At 71.0% G+C, this 17,730-nt stretch carries 15 protein-coding genes; 5 read left to right on the top strand and 10 right to left on the bottom strand.

The features are described 5' to 3' along the window. Positions 1-43 precede the first annotated feature (43 nt). Complete coding sequence (locus tag ABZ621_RS03595; protein ID WP_169085597.1) at positions 44-664, bottom strand: heme-copper oxidase subunit III; 621 nt, start codon at positions 662-664, stop codon at positions 44-46. Between the two features lie 202 nt (positions 665-866). On the opposite strand from ABZ621_RS03595, the gene ABZ621_RS03590 reads away from it, so the two are divergent. Further along, entirely contained in the window at positions 867-1,268 is a 402-nt protein-coding gene (locus ABZ621_RS03590) for a hypothetical protein (RefSeq protein ID WP_360600275.1), read from the top strand. Positions 1,269-1,304: 36 nt separating this feature from the next. Here ABZ621_RS03590 and ABZ621_RS03585 read toward each other — a convergent pair whose 3' ends face one another. The 4 genes from ABZ621_RS03585 to coxB form a co-directional block, all read right to left on the bottom strand. Beyond that, positions 1,305-2,558, bottom strand: a complete 1,254-nt coding sequence (locus ABZ621_RS03585; protein ID WP_360600273.1) for an Ig-like domain-containing protein — start codon at positions 2,556-2,558, stop codon at positions 1,305-1,307. 112 nt (positions 2,559-2,670) lie between these two features. Continuing rightward, on the bottom strand, positions 2,671-3,069 hold the full coding sequence (locus ABZ621_RS03580) for a cytochrome c oxidase subunit 4 (RefSeq protein WP_360600271.1): 399 nt from the start codon (positions 3,067-3,069) through the stop codon (positions 2,671-2,673). Then, on the bottom strand, positions 3,066-4,799 hold the full coding sequence (ctaD, locus tag ABZ621_RS03575; RefSeq protein WP_360600269.1) for a cytochrome c oxidase subunit I: 1,734 nt from the start codon (positions 4,797-4,799) through the stop codon (positions 3,066-3,068). Before ctaD ends, ABZ621_RS03580 begins: the two co-directional genes overlap by 4 nt. Then, on the bottom strand, positions 4,796-5,761 hold the full coding sequence (gene coxB, locus ABZ621_RS03570) for a cytochrome c oxidase subunit II (RefSeq protein ID WP_360600267.1): 966 nt from the start codon (positions 5,759-5,761) through the stop codon (positions 4,796-4,798). Before coxB ends, ctaD begins: the two co-directional genes overlap by 4 nt. 332 nt (positions 5,762-6,093) lie before the next feature. Here coxB and ABZ621_RS03565 point away from each other — a divergent pair, with 332 nt between their 5' ends. Beyond that, positions 6,094-7,476 (top strand): aminotransferase class V-fold PLP-dependent enzyme, encoded by a 1,383-nt coding sequence (locus tag ABZ621_RS03565; RefSeq protein WP_360600265.1) that lies wholly within the window; start codon positions 6,094-6,096, stop codon positions 7,474-7,476. Between the two features lie 135 nt (positions 7,477-7,611). Here the strand turns inward: ABZ621_RS03565 and ABZ621_RS03560 are convergent, their stop codons facing one another. Beyond that, positions 7,612-8,586 carry a carbohydrate kinase family protein gene (locus ABZ621_RS03560; protein WP_360600263.1) on the bottom strand — a complete coding sequence of 325 codons (975 nt, stop codon included), beginning with the start codon at positions 8,584-8,586 and terminating at the stop codon, positions 7,612-7,614. 133 nt (positions 8,587-8,719) lie between these two features. On the opposite strand from ABZ621_RS03560, the gene ABZ621_RS03555 reads away from it, so the two are divergent. Then, positions 8,720-8,926, top strand: a complete 207-nt coding sequence (locus tag ABZ621_RS03555; protein WP_030496813.1) for a hypothetical protein — start codon at positions 8,720-8,722, stop codon at positions 8,924-8,926. A gap of 67 nt (positions 8,927-8,993) precedes the next feature. Further along, positions 8,994-10,463, top strand: coding sequence for a hypothetical protein (locus tag ABZ621_RS03550; protein WP_360600261.1), 1,470 nt, complete (start codon positions 8,994-8,996; stop codon positions 10,461-10,463). A 94-nt stretch (positions 10,464-10,557) separates the two neighbouring features. Here the strand turns inward: ABZ621_RS03550 and erpA are convergent, their stop codons facing one another. Further along, positions 10,558-10,914, bottom strand: a complete 357-nt coding sequence (gene erpA / locus ABZ621_RS03545) for an iron-sulfur cluster insertion protein ErpA (RefSeq protein ID WP_169085577.1) — start codon at positions 10,912-10,914, stop codon at positions 10,558-10,560. Positions 10,915-11,160: 246 nt separating this feature from the next. Between erpA and nadA the strand changes: the two genes are divergently transcribed. Further along, positions 11,161-12,345: a quinolinate synthase NadA gene (nadA, locus tag ABZ621_RS03540; RefSeq protein WP_360600259.1), complete on the top strand. Its 1,185-nt coding sequence runs from the start codon at positions 11,161-11,163 to the stop codon at positions 12,343-12,345. Between the two features lie 78 nt (positions 12,346-12,423). On the opposite strand, the gene ABZ621_RS03535 is transcribed toward nadA, so the two are convergent. The 3 genes from ABZ621_RS03535 to ABZ621_RS03525 all read right to left on the bottom strand — a co-directional run bounded on the left by ABZ621_RS03535 (position 12,424) and on the right by ABZ621_RS03525 (position 17,667). Beyond that, complete coding sequence (locus ABZ621_RS03535) at positions 12,424-15,588, bottom strand: efflux RND transporter permease subunit (RefSeq protein ID WP_360600257.1); 3,165 nt, start codon at positions 15,586-15,588, stop codon at positions 12,424-12,426. A gap of 157 nt (positions 15,589-15,745) precedes the next feature. After that, on the bottom strand, positions 15,746-16,429 hold the full coding sequence (locus ABZ621_RS03530; protein WP_360600255.1) for a response regulator transcription factor: 684 nt from the start codon (positions 16,427-16,429) through the stop codon (positions 15,746-15,748). Beyond that, positions 16,426-17,667: a histidine kinase gene (locus ABZ621_RS03525; protein WP_360600253.1), complete on the bottom strand. Its 1,242-nt coding sequence runs from the start codon at positions 17,665-17,667 to the stop codon at positions 16,426-16,428. Before ABZ621_RS03525 ends, ABZ621_RS03530 begins: the two co-directional genes overlap by 4 nt. Between the last annotated feature and the right edge of the window lie 63 nt (positions 17,668-17,730).

Raw genomic sequence — 17,730 nt, 5'->3', positions numbered from 1 at the left:
GATGCTTGCTGGATGTCGGTCCGCCGTGACCGGCGGTGACCGACTACTTGATCATGTAGATCGTGGCGAAGAGGCCGATCCAGACGACATCGACGAAGTGCCAGTAGTAGGACACGACGATGGCGGCGGTTGCCTGCTCGTGAGTGAACCTCTTGGCGGCGTACGTCCGGCCGAGGACCAGCAGGAAGGCGATGAGACCGCCCGTCACGTGCAGGCCGTGGAAGCCGGTGGTCAGGTAGAACACCGTGCCGTACGGGTCCGACGAGAGCGAGAGGCCCTCGTGCTTGACCAGCTCGGTGTACTCGAGGACCTGGCCGCCGATGAAGATCGCACCCATCACGAACGTGATGATGAACCACGTCCGGAGCTTCTTCACGTCGCCCCGCTCCGCGGCGAAGACGCCGAGCTGGCAGGTGAGGGAGGAGAGCACCAGGATCGTGGTGTTGGTCGCCGAGAACGGGAAGTTCAAGGCCGCGGCCTTTTCCGCCCAGAACTCGGGACCGGTCACCGATCGCAGGGTGAAGTACATCGCGAAGAGGGCCGCGAAGAACATCAGCTCGGAACTCAGCCAGATGATGGTTCCGACGCTGGTGAGGTTCGGTCGATTGACCGACGGGTGCGCGTGCCCGGTATCTACTGTCGTTACTGTCGCCACGACCGACATTATGTCGGTCGCTTATCCCGCCCTCACTCCGGGGGGTGCCGTTCGGAGTGTCAGAGGGGTGTGTCCAGCCCGAACGGCCCATCGCCGGGCCCTCCCGACACCCTTCGAACAGGTGTTGAACGGGTGTTGACGGGGTGTGGAGCGGAGTAGCATCCCGCGCACCGGTCGAGGACGACCGGCCCGCCTTCCGGACGGAGGAACGATGCAGTCGAGTGCCACGGTCCTGGTCTACAGCGACGACGCGAACACCCGGGAGCAGGTCCGGCTCGCCGCCGGGCGGCGGCCCGCGGCCGACGTGCCGCCCGTGGAGTTCGTGGAGTGCGCCACGCTCCCGGCCGTGCTGAAGCGGCTTGACGAGGGCGGGATCGACGTCTGCGTCCTCGACGGCGAGGCCGTACCCGCGGGCGGCATGGGCGTCTGCCGGCAGATCAAGGACGAGGTCTTCCACTGCCCGCCGGTGCTGCTGCTCATCGGCCGCCCGCAGGACGCCTGGCTGGCCACCTGGAGCCGCGCGGACGCCGCGGTCACCCTTCCGGTGGAACCGGTCGAGTTCGCGGCGTCCCTGGCGGCCCTGCTGCGCACCCGCCTCTCGATCGGGGCGTGAGCCCGGCTCACAGCGCCCGGAGGCGAACCGAGCCCTCTAAAGAGACGGCCTGAGGCGGGCCTTGGCGTCTTCGGTGGCCGTGGGGTCACCCTTCTCGGCGACCAGGGCGCTGCCTCGGCGCCACTTGTCCCAGGACAGGTTCCAGTCGCCGAAGCCGTTGCCGAAGGGGTCCATCATGTCGCCGTAGCTGTTGACGGTCTTGACGATGTCGCCGGGGCGGACGGTCTCGTAGAACCAGGCGGCGTTGCCGGTGGACATGCCGACGCAGCCGTGGCTGACGTTGGCGACGCCCTGGGAGCCGACGGACCAGGGGGCGGCGTGCACGTACTCGCCGCTCCAGGTGACCCGGGTGGCGTAGTACACCGGCAGGTCGTACGACTCCGAGCTGCCCTCGGAGATGCCGATGCTGGTGCCGCGCATGCGGACGTAGTACTCCTTGCCGAGCACCACTTTGATCCCGTTACGGGTGGAGAAGCCCGGTTTTCCGGTGGTCACCGGAATGGTGTTGATCACTTCTCCGTTGCGCCGCACCGTCATGTAGTGGGACCCGGCGTCCGCGACGGCCTCGATCCGGTCGCCGATCTTCAGCCGGAGCGGCTTGGACGGGCCGCCGTAGAGCTTGTCGCCGACGCGGAGCCCGTCGAGGTTGCCGGTGACCGAGACGAGCGTGCCGGCCGGCCAGTACTCCTTGGGCCGGAAGTGCAGCTTCTTGTCGTCCACCCAGTACCAGGAGCCCTCGACGGCGGGCGTGGAGCGGACCTTGAGGGCCCGTTCGACGACGGCGCGCGCGGCCCGGTCCTTGACGGCGAGGCTGAGGTCGGCGGTGATCGGCTGTCCGACGCCGTACGTGCCCGCCTCCGGCCCGAAGGTGACGGTCAGGGCCCTTTTGGCCGGAGCCGTCTCGAAGCTGTACGTACGGGCGCCTGGGGCCCCGTCCTCGTCCTCCGTGGCCACCCTGACGGTGTAGCGGGTCCCGGCGGCCAGCGAGCCCGTGGAGCGCCACGTACGCCCGTCCGCGGTGAGTTCGCCCGCCAGGTGGCGGCCCGCCGCGTCGGTGACGGTGACGTCGCTGATCCGCCCGTCGTCGCCCGTGGCCGTGATCTCCAGCGGCTTCTCCGGGTCGAGACGGGTGCCGTCGGCCGCCGCGAAGGCGACCTGGTCGGCGGCGTCGTACGGGCTCGCCGACAGCGGATGCCCGTCGGAGCCCGCGCACGCCGTCGCGCCCGCGGTCACGGTGAGGGCCAGGAGTGTGCAGCTCAGAACAGTCCGAATGCGCGGCGTGTCGTTCATGACCTCACGCTAAGGACTGTTCCGCGCCCGGGCGCGCCGAGCGCGGCAAAAGAGGGGCCCGGCCGCTTCGCGTACGAAGTGACCGGGCCCCTCGGGGTGTTACGGGGTACTGCTACTGGTTCTGGTTCTCACCGCGGTAGAACTCGAAGACCCAGCCCCAGATGCCGACCAGGATCAGCGGGGCGGAGAAGTACATGATCCACCAGCCCATCGCGATCGAGAGGAACGCGAGCGCTCCACCGAGGGCCAGCGACAGCGGCTGCCAGCTGTGGGGGGCGAAGAAGCCCACCTCGCCGGCCTCGTCCGCGACGTCGGCCTCCTTGTCGTCCTGGGCCATCGCGTCGACACGCTTGGCCGTGAAGGCCAGGTAGTAGCCGATCATGATGGAGAGGCCGAAGGCCAGGAAGAGCGCCGTCGTGCCGACCGGCTCCTTGCTCCAGACGCCGTAGAGGACCGCCATGGCAAGGATGAAGACGCTCAGCCAGATGAACATCTTGCCCTGGATCTTCACTTGCCGGCCTCCTTGCTGCCCGTGAGGGCCGCGGCCTCGTGCGGCTTGTTCTCCAGCTGGTCGACAGCCGCGATCTCAGGGTGGTGCAGGTCGAACGCGGGCGATTCCGAACGGATCCGCGGCAGCGTGAGGAAGTTGTGCCGCGGCGGCGGGCAGGACGTCGCCCACTCGAGCGAACGGCCGTAGCCCCACGGGTCGTCGACCTCGACCTTCTTGCCGTACTTGGACGTCTTCCACACGTTGTAGAAGAACGGCAGCATCGACAGACCGAGGAGGAACGACGAGATCGTCGAGATCGTGTTCAGCGCGGTGAAGCCGTCGGCGTCCAGGTAGTCCGCGTAACGACGCGGCATGCCCTCGGCACCGAGCCAGTGCTGCACCAGGAAGGTGCCGTGGAAGCCGATGAACAGCGTCCAGAAGGTCATCTTGCCCAGGCGCTCGTCCAGCATCTTGCCGGTGAACTTCGGCCACCAGAAGTGGAAGCCGGCGAACATCGCGAAGACGACGGTGCCGAACACCACGTAGTGGAAGTGCGCCACGACGAAGTACGAGTCGGAGACGTGGAAGTCCATCGGGGGCGAGGCCAGGATGACACCGGTCAGACCACCGAAGGTGAAGGTGATCAGGAAGCCGATCGTCCAGAGCATCGGGGTCTCGAAGGACAACGAGCCCTTCCACATCGTTCCGATCCAGTTGAAGAACTTCACGCCGGTCGGTACGGCGATGAGGAACGTCATGAAGGAGAAGAACGGGAGGAGCACGCCTCCGGTGACGTACATGTGGTGCGCCCACACCGTCACGGAGAGACCGGCGATCGCGATGGTCGCGGCCACCAGACCGATGTAGCCGAACATCGGCTTGCGGCTGAAGACCGGGATGACCTCGGAGACGATGCCGAAGAACGGCAGCGCGATGATGTACACCTCTGGGTGTCCGAAGAACCAGAAGAGGTGCTGCCAGAGCAGGGCTCCGCCGTTGGCCGCGTCGAAGACGTGGGCACCGAACTTCCGGTCCGCCTCAAGGGCGAAGAGCGCCGCCGCCAGGACCGGGAAGGCGAGCAGGACCAGGACACCGGTCAGCAGCACGTTCCAGGTGAAGATCGGCATGCGGAACATCGTCATGCCCGGGGCGCGCATGCAGATGATCGTGGTGATGAAGTTGACCGAACCGAGGATCGTGCCGAAGCCGGAGAAGGCCAGACCCATGATCCACATGTCGGCGCCGACACCCGGCGAGCGGACCGCGTCCGACAGCGGGGAGTAGGCGAACCAGCCGAAGTCGGCCGCACCCTGCGGGGTGAGGAAGCCGGCCACCGCCATGATCGAGCCGAAGAGGTACAGCCAGTAGGCGAACATGTTCAGCCGCGGGAACGCCACGTCGGGCGCGCCGATCTGCAGCGGCATGATCCAGTTCGCGAATCCGGCGAACAGCGGCGTCGCGAACATCAGCAGCATGATCGTGCCGTGCATCGTGAACGCCTGGTTGAACTGCTCGTTCGACATGATCTGCGTGCCCGGACGGGCCAGCTCGGCGCGCATGAAGAGCGCCATCAGGCCGCCGATGATGAAGAACACGAACGAGGTGACCAGGTACATCGTACCGATGGTCTTGTGGTCGGTGGTGGTCAGCCACTTCACCACCACATTGCCGGGCTGCTTGCGGCGGACGGGCAGCTCGTTCTCGTACGAGTCCTCAGCCGCGGCACCCTTGGTTTCGTTGGGGATGCTCACAGTTGGTTCTTCTCCGCGTTCCTGGCCGGGTCCGTCTGCTCGATGCCGGACGGGATGTAGCCGGTCTGGCCCTTCTCGGCCAGCTCCTTCAGGTGCGCCTGGTAGCGCTCCGGGGAGACGACCTTGACGTTGAAGAGCATCCGGGAGTGGTCGACACCGCACAGCTCGGCGCACTTGCCGAGGAAGGTGCCCTCCTGGGTCGGGGTGACCTCGAAGACGTTGGTGTGGCCCGGGATGACGTCCTGCTTGAAGAGGAACGGCACCACCCAGAAGGAGTGGATGACGTCACGCGAGGTGAGGACGAAGCGGACCTTCTCGCCCTTCGGCAGCCACAGGGTCGGGCCCGGGTTGCCGGTCTGCGGGTTGCGGTCGCCGGGGATGCCGGCGGCGTAGACGCCACCCGCGTTCTCCGGGAACTGCTTGATGTACTTGTCCGGAATGGACGCGAGGTTCTCGTCCGTCTTCGCGTCACCCTCGACGCCGGGCACGTCCTCGATGTAGTTGAAGCCCCAGCTCCACTGGTAGCCGACCACGTTGATCGTGTGGGCCGGCTTGTCCGAGAGGGCAAGGAGCTTCGACTCGTCGCGCGCGGTGAAGTAGAAGAGCACCGAGACGATGATGAGGGGGGTGACCGTGTACAGCGCCTCGATGGGCATGTTGTAGCGGGTCTGCGGAGGTACCTCGACCTTGGTCCGGCTGCGCCGGTGGAAGATGACCGACCACAGGATGAGGCCCCACACCAGGATGCCGGTGAGGAGCGCGGCGGCCCACGAGCCCTGCCACAGGGAGAGGATCCGAGGCGCCTCTTCCGTGACGGGGGTGGGCATGCCCAGGCGGGGGAAGTCTTCCCAGTTGTACGAGCAGCCGGTGGCTGTCGCCAGGATCAGGCCCGCAGTCAGCACCTGCGGCAGCTTCCGCCGCATCGGGCGCCGCGACGAGCGGTCGGAGCCGTTGGGACTCACGTAGCGCCTTCCCGAGAGTCTCGGCCCGCGTTGGTCGGCCACGGCCGTCCGTCTCGCTGGTCGGTCGCCGCCCCGGCCGCGGGCAGGGGTTTGGATGTTTATGCGGACCAAACCCTACTGGACGCTATTTGGGGTCGCGCGGGGAGGGTGCCCAACGCGCCGTCCGAGTCCCCGAAGGGATGGACGCAAAGGTTCCGGAGAGGGACCGGAAGCGCCCGTTCGGGGGTCTCAGGGCCCACCGGGGCGCACTCCTGACGGGGCTTCACCCGCGGCGCCCCGGGGATCCGCGGGGCGCGGGCGGGCGGCGCCGGGGCAGGCCCTACGGTGGGCGGATGCCGTACTTCGACGCCGCGTCCGCCGCTCCCCTGCACCCCGTCGCCCGTCAGGCGCTGCTCGCCTCCCTCGACGAGGGATGGGCCGACCCCGCCCGGCTCTACCGGGAGGGGCGGCGGGCCCGGCTGCTGCTCGACGCGGCGCGTGAGGCGGCGGCGGAGGCGGTGGGCTGTCGCCCCGACGAACTCGTCTTCACTCCTTCGGGGACGCGCGCGGTCCACTCGGGCGTGTCGGGCGCGCTCGCCGGGCGCCGGCGGGTGGGCCGGCGGCTCGTGGTGTCGGCCGTCGAACACTCCTCCGTCCTGCACGCCGGCGAGGCGCACGCGGCGGCCGGCGGCGAGGTGACGGAGGTGCCGGTCGGGCGGACCGGGGCGGTGGACCCGGCGGCCTTCGCGGCGGCGCTGGGCGAGGGGACCGCACTGGCCTGCCTCCAGTCGGCCAACCACGAGGTCGGCACCGAGCAGCCGGTGGCCGAGACCGCCGAGGCCTGCCGGGCGGCCGGGGTGCCGCTCCTGGTGGACGCGGCGCAGTCGCTGGGCTGGGGGCCGGTGCCGGAGGGGTGGTCGCTGCTCGCCGCGAGCGCGCACAAGTGGGGCGGGCCGGCGGGCGTCGGGCTGCTCGCGGTGCGCAAGGGCGTCCGCTTCGCCCCCCAAGGGCCGTCCGACGAAAGGGAGTCGGGGCGCGCGCCCGGCTTCGTGAACCTGCCGGCCATCGTCGCGGCGGCGGCCTCCCTGCGGGCGGTGCGGGCCGAGGCGGCGGCGGAGGGCGCGCGGCTGCGGGCCCTGGTGGACCGGATCCGGGCGCGGGTGCCGGAGCTGGTGCCGGACGTGGAGGTCGTCGGCGACCCGGTGCGGCGCCTGCCCCACCTCGTCACCTTCTCCTGTCTGTACGTCGACGGGGAGACGCTGCTCGCGGAGCTGGACCGGGAGGGTTTCTCCGTTTCGTCCGGTTCGTCGTGTACGAGCTCGACGCTGACGCCCAGCCATGTGCTGCGCGCGATGGGCGTCCTGAGCGAGGGGAACGTACGGGTCTCGCTGCCGGCCGGCACGGAGGAGGCGGACGTCGACCGCTTCCTGGCGGTGCTGCCGGGGGTCGTGGCGTCGGTACGGGAGCGGCTGGGCGCGGTGCCGGCGGCGGCCGAGCCCGCGCTCGCGGAGGAGCTGGTCGTCGACGCGGTCGGGAAGCGGTGCCCGATCCCGGTGATCGAGCTGGCGAAGGTGATCGGGACGGTGCGGGTGGGGGGGACGGTGGTGGTGCTCGCCGACGACGAGGCGGCGCGGCTCGACATCCCGGCGTGGTGCGAGATGCGGGGCCAGGAGTACGTGGGCGAAGCCGCCGCCCCCGGAGGCGCCCACGCGTACACGGTCCGCCGCAGCTCCTGACACCGCCTGCCGGAACGGCACCCTCCGCGGGTGCCCCCGCACATGCGCCCGAACCCGCACCCGTACGGAGCCGTACAGCGGGTGCGGGTTCGGGCGCGGAAGCCCAGGCCCGGCAGACGGGCGCCGGGCGGGGGGTCAGGAGAGGTGGGCCTGGAGTTCGGCGGTGGCCTCTTCGCCGTAGGCCTTGGTGAAGCGCTCGATGAAGTTGGCGCGGCGCAGCGTGTACTCCTGCGTGCCGAGCGTCTCGATGACCAGCGTCGCCAGCATGCAGCCGATCTGCGCGGCCCGCTCCAGGCCGACGCCCCACGAGAGACCCGTGAGGAAGCCCGCGCGGAAGGCGTCGCCGACGCCGGTGGGGTCGACCTTGGCCTCCTCCTCCGGGCAGGCGACCTCGATCGCCGGCTCGCCGACGCGCTCGATGCGGACGCCGCGCGAGCCGAGCGTGGTGACGCGGTGGCCGACGCGGGACAGGATCTCCTCGTCGGTCCAGCCGGTCTTCGACTCGATGAGGCCCTTCTCGTACTCGTTGGAGAAGAGGTACGTCGCCCCTTCGAGGAGCGTGCGGATCTCCTCGCCGTTCATGCGCGCGATCTGCTGCGAGAAGTCCGCGGCGAAGGGGATGTCCCGGGTCCGGCACTCCTCGGTGTGGCGGAGCATCGCCTCGGGGTCGTCCGCGCCGATGAGGACGAGGTCGAGCCCGCCCACCCGGTCCGCGACGGCCTTGAGCTCGATGAGCCGGGCCTCGCTCATGGCGCCGGTGTAGAAGGAGCCGATCTGGTTGTGGTCCTTGTCCGTGGTGCAGACGAAGCGCGCGGTGTGCAGGACCTCGGAGATGCGGACCGAGCCGGTGTCGACGCCGTGGCGGTCGAGCCAGGCGCGGTACTCGTCGAAGTCGTAGCCGGCCGCGCCGACGAGGACCGGGTTGCCGCCGAGCTGGCCCATGCCGAAGCAGATGTTGGGGCCGACGCCGCCCCGGCGGACGTCGAGGTTGTCCACGAGGAAGGACAGGGACACCGTGTGGAGCTGGTCGGCCACGAGCTGGTCGGCGAACCGGCCGGGGAAGGTCATGAGGTGGTCGGTGGCGATGGAGCCGGTGACTGCGATACGCACGGCTGGGACGCTCCTGCGGGTGTAAAGGGCGATGACGATCCACGGTAGCCGCTGCGGGGGCCGCTGCCGAACAGTGGAAACTACCCCAGAGTAGGCCTTTTCTCCGGGGGCGGGTGGTGCATACGGTGCGCCCATGACCACGTACCCCGCTCCGCGTGAGCGACACGAGTCCGAACTGAGCCTCGCCGAGCTGCGCGGGGCCAGTGCCCGGATGGTCCCGCACTGGGTGACGCCGGCCGATCCGGCGCCGGCCCCGGTCTCCCCCGCCTCGATCCACGGGGTGGTCGTCCCGGACGCGTCGGCGCGGCTGATCGCCGCCACCGCCGAGTACGGCGGCTGACGGGACGGAACCGACCGCGCCCCCGCCCCGTCCCAACGGTGTCCGAACGACACGAGGGAGCGTTGCGGTGAGCGGTACGGAGAGCGGACGCGGGCGGCGGACCGCGCTCGTCGCCTCGGTGGCGGCGGGTGTGCTGCTGGCCGGTGGCGGTGGGCTGTATCTGACCGCCGCCGGTGACGAGGGCGAAGCCGGGACCGAGGCGAAGGGCGCGGCGGCGGCGACCGCGCCGCCGCTCCTGCGGCTCGGGGGCGGGAGCGGCGGTACGGCCCCGGACGCGGGGATCGCGCCGGGCGAGCCCGACCCGGGCGGCGGCCCGAACGGGACGGTCTACAGAGCCGAGGGCCCACTCCCCCAGGGGCCCTCGTCGGCCGCGGTCCACCGGCCGGAAGGCCTGGTCACCTCCGAGGAGGTGACCAGGCTGGCCGTGGCCCTCGGCGTCGAGGGGCGCCCGGCGCTGGTCGGGGACGTGTGGACGATCCGGCCGGAGAAGGACGGCCAGGGGCCGCGCCTGGACGTGGCGCGGCAGGCGCCGGGGAGCTGGACGTACTCCTGGTACGACGGCGGTCCGGCCGGCGACACCTGCCTGAAGGGGAAGGCGTGTCCGCCGCCGGGCGAGGCGAAGCCGCCGGCGGGCGGCTCCCCGGTGAGCGAGGCCGCGGCGAGGGCGGCGGCCGCGCCGGTGCTGAAGGCGCTGGGGCAGGACGACGCCAAGGTGTCGGCGACGCAGGTGATGAACGGCTCGGTGCGGGTGGTGAACGCCGATCCGGTGATCGGCGGGCTGCCCACCTACGGCTGGTCGACGGGGCTGCACATCGGCCCGGACGGGCGGCCGGTCGCGGGCAGCGGGACGCTGAAGGAGCCGGCGGAGGGCGCGACGTACCCGGTGGTGTCGGCGGAGCGGGCGCTGGCGCAGCTGAACGAGGCGTCGAAGGGCACGGGTCCGATCGGCATCGGCGGCTGCGCCACGGATCCGCCGGCCGGGGAGCCGCAGGCGCCGGACGGGGCCGGGAAGGAGGCGCCCTGCCAGACGATCGTGGACATGGCCCCGCCGCGCCAGGTGCCGGTGACGGGCGCGGTGCTCGGCCTGGCGGCGACGGACACGGCGGACGGGCGGCTGCTTGTGCCGACGTGGCTGTTCACCGCGGATCCGGCGGACTCGGCGCCGTACACGGTGACCTCGACGGCGGTGGCGGCGGAGTTCCTGGTGCCGCCGGCGACGCCGTCGCCCGAGCCGGTCGCGCCGGAGCCCTCGGAGGGGACGGCGCCGGTGCGGCGGATCGAGTCCTTCACGGTCGGCGGTGACGGGCGGACGCTGGCGGTGACCTTCTGGGGCGGGGTGTGCCACGCGTACACGGCGCACGCCGCGGAGGACCCGCGGCAGGTGCGGGTGCGGATCGAGGAGAAGCTGCTGGACCCGGAGCAGGAGGCCTGCATCCTGGTCGCCAAGGAGATCACCGTGGAGGTGACCCTGGCGGCGCCGCTCGGCGACCGTCCGGTGGTGGACGCGGCGAGCGACGAGGCGGTGCCGCGCAGGTAGGCGTCGGGCACACCGTCGTCGGGCATGCGGAGAGGGCGGTGGCCCGGGAGGTCGGTCTCCCGGGCCACCGCCCTCTTCGGCGCTCCGCGACGGTTTAGCTGAACGAGTCGCCGCAGGCGCAGGAGCCGGTGGCGTTCGGGTTGTCGATCGTGAAGCCCTGCTTCTCGATGGTGTCGACGAAGTCGATCGAGGCACCGCCGAGGTACGGGGCGCTCATGCGGTCGGTGACGACCTTCACGCCGTCGAAGTCCTTGACGACGTCGCCGTCGAGCGTGCGCTCGTCGAAGAACAGCTGGTAGCGGAGGCCGGAGCAGCCACCGGGCTGGACGGCGACGCGCAGCGCGAGGTCGTCACGGCCTTCCTGGTCGAGCAGAGCCTTGACCTTGGCCGCGGCGGCGTCGCTCAGAAGGATGCCGTCGGTGACGGTGCTGGTCTCGTCCGATACGGACATCTACATCTCTCCCGGGTTGTACGGAGACTGCTTGCCGACGGTGACAACCGGCGGTGCCCCGGATTCATTCCGGGTCGGGTGGGATTTCCCTCCTTCATGCTCGCACACCCTGTCCAGAGACGCGGAAGGCGAATTCGTCACATCGACACTATGGCCATCGTCAGAATGACGTGAAGGGGTTATGATAGATAGCGTCATTTAGACGAAAAGGCTTTTGAAGCTCCCCCCGAAGAAAGGGTGCGTGACGTGACCACCGCCCAGAACACCACCCTGGACGTCCAGCCGACGCCGCTCGCCCTGCTGCTGCTCGGCCGCGAGGCCGACCCGAAGAGCGAGCGCGGCGTGGAGTGTCCGGGCGACCTGCCGTCTCCCTCCGACCCGGACCTGGTGGAGCGGGCCCGCGCGGCGAAGGAGAAGCTCGGGGACAAGGTCTTCGTGCTCGGCCACCACTACCAGCGCGACGAGGTCATCCAGTTCGCCGACGTCACCGGGGACTCCTTCAAGCTCGCCCGTGACGCCGCCGCCAAGCCGGAGGCCGAGTACATCGTCTTCTGCGGCGTGCACTTCATGGCCGAGTCGGCCGACATCCTCACCGGCGACGACCAGAAGGTCGTCCTGCCGGACCTCGCGGCCGGCTGCTCGATGGCCGACATGGCCACCGCCGAGCAGGTCGCCGAGTGCTGGGACGTGCTCACCGAGGCCGGGATCGCGGACGTCACCGTCCCCGTCTCGTACATGAACTCCTCGGCGGACATCAAGGCCTTCACCGGCAAGCACGGGGGCACCATCTGCACCTCGTCCAACGCCGAGCGGGCGCTGGGCTGGGCCTTCGAGCAGGGCGAGAAGGTGCTCTTCCTGCCGGACCAGCACCTGGGCCGGAACACCGCCGTCCGCGACATGGGCATGTCCCTGGACGACTGCGTGGTCTACAACCCGCACAAGCCGGGCGGCGGCCTCACCGCCGAGGAGCTGCGGGCCGCCAAGATGATCCTGTGGCGGGGTCACTGCTCGGTGCACGGCCGTTTCTCGCTGGAGTCGGTCGCGGACGTGCGCGCCCGGATCCCCGGTGTGAACGTGCTGGTCCACCCGGAGTGCAAGCACGAGGTCGTCGCCGCCGCGGACTACGTGGGCTCGACCGAGTACATCATCAACACCCTGGAGGCGGCGCCGGCCGGCTCGAAGTGGGCCATCGGCACGGAGCTGAACCTGGTCCGCCGCCTGGCGAACCGTTACGCCGACCAGGGCAAGGAGATCGTCTTCCTCGACAAGACGGTCTGCTTCTGCTCGACCATGAACCGGATCGACCTCCCGCACCTGGTGTGGACGCTGGAGTCGCTGGCCGAGGGGAACCTGGTCAACCGGATCGAGGTCGACCGGGAGACGGAGTCGTTCGCGAAGCTGGCGCTGGAGCGGATGCTGGCCCTGCCGTAACGGTTCTCCCGTACGTACGCCGGAAGGGGCGGCCCCACGAGTCCGTGGGGCCGCCCCTTCCGTCCGTCACCCGGGACCTCAGTCCAGGGCGTCGAGGAGGCTCGCGTCGAGCGGGGTGACGTCCGGCTGCTCCGGGATCGTCGTCTGCTCGCCGTCCTTGCCCTTCACGGTCTTCTTCGCGCCCTTCTTCGCCGCCTTCTTCTTCGCGCGGCGCTCCTTGCGGAGCTCGACCATCGCGTAGAGCGTCGGGACGAGGAGGAGGGTCAGCAGGGTCGAGCTGATCAGACCGCCGATGACGACCACGGCGAGCGGCTGGGCGATGAAACCGCCCTCGCCGGTGATGCCGAGGGCCATCGGCAGCAGGGCGAAGATCGTCGCCAGGGCCGTCATCAGGATCGGGCGGAGCCGGTGCCGGCCGCCCTCGACGACGGCCTCGACGACGCCGTACCCCTGCGCCCGGTACTGGTTGATCAGGTCGATCAGGACGATCGCGTTCGTCACGACGATGCCGATGAGCATCAGCATGCCGATCATCGCCGGGACGCCCATCGCGGTGCCGGTGGCGACCAGGAGGCCGATGGCGCCGGTGGCGGCGAACGGGATGGAGACCAGCAGGATCAGCGGCTGGATCAGCGACCGGAAGGTCGCCACGAGCAGCATGAAGACGATCGCGACGGCAGCGAGCATCGCCAGGAACAGGTTGAGGAAGGCCTCGCTCTGGTCCTCGGAGACGCCGCCGACGGAGGCCGAGGCGCCCTCCGGCAGGTCGAGCCCGGCGATCTTCGACTGGAGCGCGGTGCCGACGGCGCCGGTGTTGTCCGTGGTCGGCTTGGCCGTGATCGTCGCCGCGCGGGCGCCGTCGATCCGGGTCATGGAGACCGGGCCGGGGACCAGCTCGACGGTGGCGATGTCACCGAGCTTCACCGGGCCGAGCGGCAGCGCCTTCAGCTGGTCGAGGGTGGCGGCCGGGGCGGCCGAGGTGATGAGGACGTCCCGCTCGGTGTCGTTCAGGGTGGCCTTGGCGGCGGGGGTGCCGCGGACGGCCTGGGCGACGATCATGCCGAGGGTGGTGTCGTCGAAGCCCGCGTCGGCCGCCTTCTCGTTGGCCCGCACCGAGATCCGCGGGACCGACTGGGAGAGGTCGCTCTGGACGTCGGTGACGTCCTTCAGCTCCGCGACGGCCTTCTGGACCTGCTCGGACGCCTTCTGGAGCAGCTCCCGGTCGCCGGCCTTCACGACGACGCTCAGGTCCTGGGCGGCGAAGCCGTCGCCGGCCGAGATCGAGGTGTCGCCGACGCCGTCGAGCTTCCCGAGGGCCGACTCGATGGCGTCGCGGGTCTTCTCGTACGAGGCGGACTCCTCCAGGGTCACCTGGAAGGAGGCCTGGTTGGCGCCGGTGCCGCCGCCGAAGGCCGCCATGAAGCCGGAGGAGCCGACGGTGACCTGGTAGTCCTTGACGCCCTCGGTGTCCGCGAGGACCTTCTCGATCTTCTTCGCGGCCTCGTCGGAGGCGTCCAGGGAGGTCCCCGGCTCCAGCTTCTGCTTGACCGTCAGGACCGGCTGGTCGCCCTGGTCGAAGAAGTTGGTCTTCAGCAGCGGCGCCATGCCGAAGGTGACGACCAGGACGACGAGGGCGATGGCCACGCTGGTGAGACGGCGGCGGGTGGCGAAGCGGAGGACCGGCACATACGCGCGCTGGAGGCGGCTCTTCGCCTCCTTCTCCTCGGCGAGCCTGCGGGCCTCGTCCGGGTCCTCGGAGGTGCCCTTGGGGGCGCGCAGGAACCAGTACGAGAGCACCGGCACGACCGTCAGGGAGACGAGCAGCGAGGCCAGCAGGGCGGCCGTCACGGTGAGGCTGAAGGAACCGAACAGCTCGCCGACCATGCCGCCGACCAGGCCGATCGGCAGGAAGACGGCGACCGTCGTCAGGGTCGAGGAGGTGACCGCGCCGGCCACCTCCTTCACGGCCGTGACGATCGCGGACTGACGGTCCTCGCCGTAACCGAGGTGACGCTTGATGTTCTCCAGGACCACGATCGAGTCGTCGACGACCCGGCCGATGGCGATGGTGAGCGCGCCCAGCGTCAGCACGTTGAGGGAGAGGTCGCGGGTCCACAGCACGATCAGCGCGAGGACGACCGAGAGCGGGATGGAGACCGCGGTGACCAGCGTCGACCGGATCGAGGCGAGGAAGACCAGGATCACCAGGACGGCCATGACGAGGCCGAGGGCGCCCTCGGTGGTGAGGCCGGAGATCGACTTGGCGACGGCCGGGCCCTGGTCGGAGACGACGGTCAGCTCGGCGCCCGCGCCCAGCTGCTTGCGCAGCTCGGGCAGCTTCTCCTCGACGGCCTCGGAGATGGCGACGGCGCTGCCGTCCTTGTCCATGGTGGCCATGACGGCGAGGCTGGGCTTGCCGTTGGTGCGGGTCAGCGAGACCCGGGCGGACTCCTCCTGCTCGACGGTGGCGACGTCGGCGAGCCGGACCGCCTTGCCCTGCGCGGGCTTGACGCGAAGGTCCTGGATCTGCCGGAGCGAGGTGTAGCCGCCGCCGACCTGGACGGTACGGCTCTTGCCCGCCTCGGAGAAGGAGCCGGCGGGCATGGTGCCGCCGCCGCCCCGCAGCGCCTCGGCGAGGTTCATGGAGGTCAGGCCGGCCGCGGCGAGCTTGCGCTCGTCGGGGGTGACGGAGACCTGGAGGTCCTGCACTCCGTCGATGCTGACCTGGCCCACGCCGTCGATGTCCTCCAGGGCGGGCACGACGGTCCGCTCCAGCTGGTCGGCGAGCGCCTGCTGGTCCTTCTCGGAGGTGGCGGCGAGGACGACGGTCGGGATGTCGTCGGTGGAGCCGGCCACGACCTGCGGGTCGACCGTGTCGGGCAGCAGCGCCCGGGCGCGGTTCACGGCCTGCTGCACGTCGGCGACGAGCTGCTTGGTCGACTCGTCCCCGTAGTCGAAGGAGGCCATGATGACGGCGCTGCCCTCGGAGGCGGTGGACGTGATGCCCTTGATGCCGTCGACGGCCTTGAGGTTGTTCTCCAGCGGTTCGACGACCTGCTTCTCGACCACGTCGGGAGAGGCGCCCTGGTACGGGGCGATGATCGAGACCATCGGGAGCTCGATCGACGGGAACAGCTGCTGCTTCAGCTGGGGTATCGCGATCAGTCCGAAGACGATCGCGACGATGGACATCAGCCCGATCAGGGCCCGTTGCGCGAGGCTGAATCTGGACAGCCAGGACATGGGGTCTCTCTTCCGTGGCGTACTCGTCGGCAGGCGGCGGGCAGCCAGGAGCGCCCCCCAGCGCCCAGGATCGGCCATCCGGGGGACGGATTCCTCGCCCCCCGGGCCCGTTTCCGGGCCGGCGCGTACCGCGTATGGAGTACGCCGCCCGGTGGGGTCAGTCAACCCTCGGGCGTACCAGTCCCGTCTCGTACGCGGTGACCACCAGCTGGGCGCGGTCGCGGGCGCCGAGCTTGGCCATGGCGCGGTTGACGTGGGTCTTCACGGTGAGCGGGCTGACGTCGAGCCGTTCGGCGATCTCGTCGTTGGAGAGACCGCCGCCGACCAGGACGAGGACCTCGCGCTCCCGGGCGGTGAGCGCGGCGAGCCGGCCCGCGTCCACCCGGGCGCCGACCGGGTCGGCGGCGGCGCTCTGGGCGAGGAAGGTGGCGATCAGGCCCTTGGTGGCGGCCGGGGAGAGCAGCGCCTCGCCGGCGTGCGCGATCCGGATGGCGCCGAGCAGCTCCTCCGGTTCGGCGCCCTTGCCGAGGAAGCCGGAGGCGCCGGCGCGCAGCGACTCCACGACGTACTCGTCGATCTCGAAGGTGGTGAGCATGACGATGCGGACGTCGGCGAGGTCGGGGTCGGCGGTGATCGCGCGGGTGGCGGCGAGGCCGTCGGTGCCGGGCATCCGGATGTCCATGAGGACGACGTCGGGCCGTTCGCTGCGGGCGAGGGCGGCGGCCTGGGCGCCGTCGGCGGCCTCCCCGACGACCTCCATGTCGGGCTCGGAGTCCACGAGCACCCGGAAGGCGCTGCGCAGCAGGGCCTGGTCGTCGGCGAGCAGTACCCGGATGGTCATCGTGCGTCCTCCCCCGGCTCCCGGGCCGTCCCGGGCGTCAGCGGCAGTATCGCCTGGACGCGGAAGCCGCCGCCGTAGCGGGGTGCCGCGGTGAGGACGCCGCCGAGCGCGGTGACCCGCTCGCGCATGCCGAGCAGTCCGTGGCCGCCGGAGGGCTCCGGGGCGGGTCCGGGCTGCGGGGCGCCGTCGTCGAGGACGGTGATCTCGACCGTACGGCCCACGAGGACGACGCTCACCTCCGCGCGGGCGTCGGGACCGGCGTGCTTGCGGACGTTGGTGAGCGCCTCCTGGACGATCCGGTACGCGGCGAGGTCGACGGCCGAGGGGAGCTGGCGGCCGGCGTCGGTGCGGGCCAGCGAGACCGGCAGCCCGGCCTTGCGGAAGCCGGCGAGGAGCCCGTCGAGGAGGGCGAGGCCGGGGGCGGGCTCGGTGGGGGCCTCGGGGTCGCCGGACTGGCGGAGCAGGCCGACGGTGACGCGGAGCTCGTCGAGGGCGGAGCGGCTGGCCTCGCGGACGTGGGCGAGGGCCTCCTTGGCCTGGTCGGGGCGCTTGTCCATGACGTGGGCGGCGACCCCCGCCTGCACGTTGACCAGGGCGATGTGGTGGGCGACGACGTCGTGGAGGTCGCGGGCGATGCGGAGCCGTTCCTCGGCGACGCGGCGGCGGGCCTCCTCCTCGCGGGTCCGCTCGGCGCGCTCGGCGCGCTCCCGTATCGCGTCGACGAAGGCGCGGCGGCTGCGGACGGCGTCGCCGGCGGCCGCGGCCATGCCGGTCCAGGCGAAGACCCCGAGGTTCTCCTGGGCGTACCAGGGGGTCGGGCCGAAGGCCATGGCGGCGGCGGCCAGGGCGGTCATGGTGGCGAGGCCGACGCGCCAGGTGGTGGGGCGGTCGGTGCGGGAGGCGACGGTGTAGAGCGCGACGACGACGCCGATGGTGACCGGGGCCGGGCGGGTCTCGCCGAGCAGCTCGACGAGGGCGAGCGCGGAGGTGAAGGCGAGGACCGCGAAGGGTCTGCGGCGGCGGAAGACGAGGGCGACGGCGGTGACGAGCATCATCCCGACGCCGAGGAGGGTGGGGACGCGGTCGCCGAAGGTGGGGCCGGTGGCGCTGCCGTGGGGGTCGGTGAAGGAGGCGGCGATCATCGCGACGAGAACGCCTCCGGCCAGGGCGGCGTCGAAGGCGAGGGGGTGGTCGCGGAGGCGGTCCCTCAGGCGGGTGGCCAGGTGGGTGCGGGTCACCGGGGAACGGTACGGGTCCTGGGGGGCGGGGGGAGCGGCGGCTCCGGCGCCGCCCGGGGCGCC

The organism is Streptomyces sp. NPDC007863, assembly GCF_040633895.1.
Lineage (GTDB): Bacteria > Actinomycetota > Actinomycetes > Streptomycetales > Streptomycetaceae > Streptomyces.
This window is presented reverse-complemented; position numbering and strand designations above follow the sequence as displayed.

Bases quoted from the DNA above. Each gene is read 5' to 3' on its own strand.
- ABZ621_RS03595 (WP_169085597.1), bottom strand. From the start codon at position 664: ATGTCGGTCGTGGCGACAGTAACGACAGTAGATACCGGGCACGCGCAC.
- ABZ621_RS03590 (WP_360600275.1), top strand. From the start codon at position 867: ATGCAGTCGAGTGCCACGGTCCTGGTCTACAGCGACGACGCGAACACC.
- ABZ621_RS03585 (WP_360600273.1), bottom strand. From the start codon at position 2,558: ATGAACGACACGCCGCGCATTCGGACTGTTCTGAGCTGCACACTCCTG.
- ABZ621_RS03565 (WP_360600265.1), top strand. From the start codon at position 6,094: ATGCCGTACTTCGACGCCGCGTCCGCCGCTCCCCTGCACCCCGTCGCC.
- ABZ621_RS03555 (WP_030496813.1), top strand. From the start codon at position 8,720: ATGACCACGTACCCCGCTCCGCGTGAGCGACACGAGTCCGAACTGAGC.
- erpA (WP_169085577.1), bottom strand. From the start codon at position 10,914: ATGTCCGTATCGGACGAGACCAGCACCGTCACCGACGGCATCCTTCTG.
- ABZ621_RS03535 (WP_360600257.1), bottom strand. From the start codon at position 15,588: ATGTCCTGGCTGTCCAGATTCAGCCTCGCGCAACGGGCCCTGATCGGG.
- ABZ621_RS03530 (WP_360600255.1), bottom strand. From the start codon at position 16,429: ATGACCATCCGGGTACTGCTCGCCGACGACCAGGCCCTGCTGCGCAGC.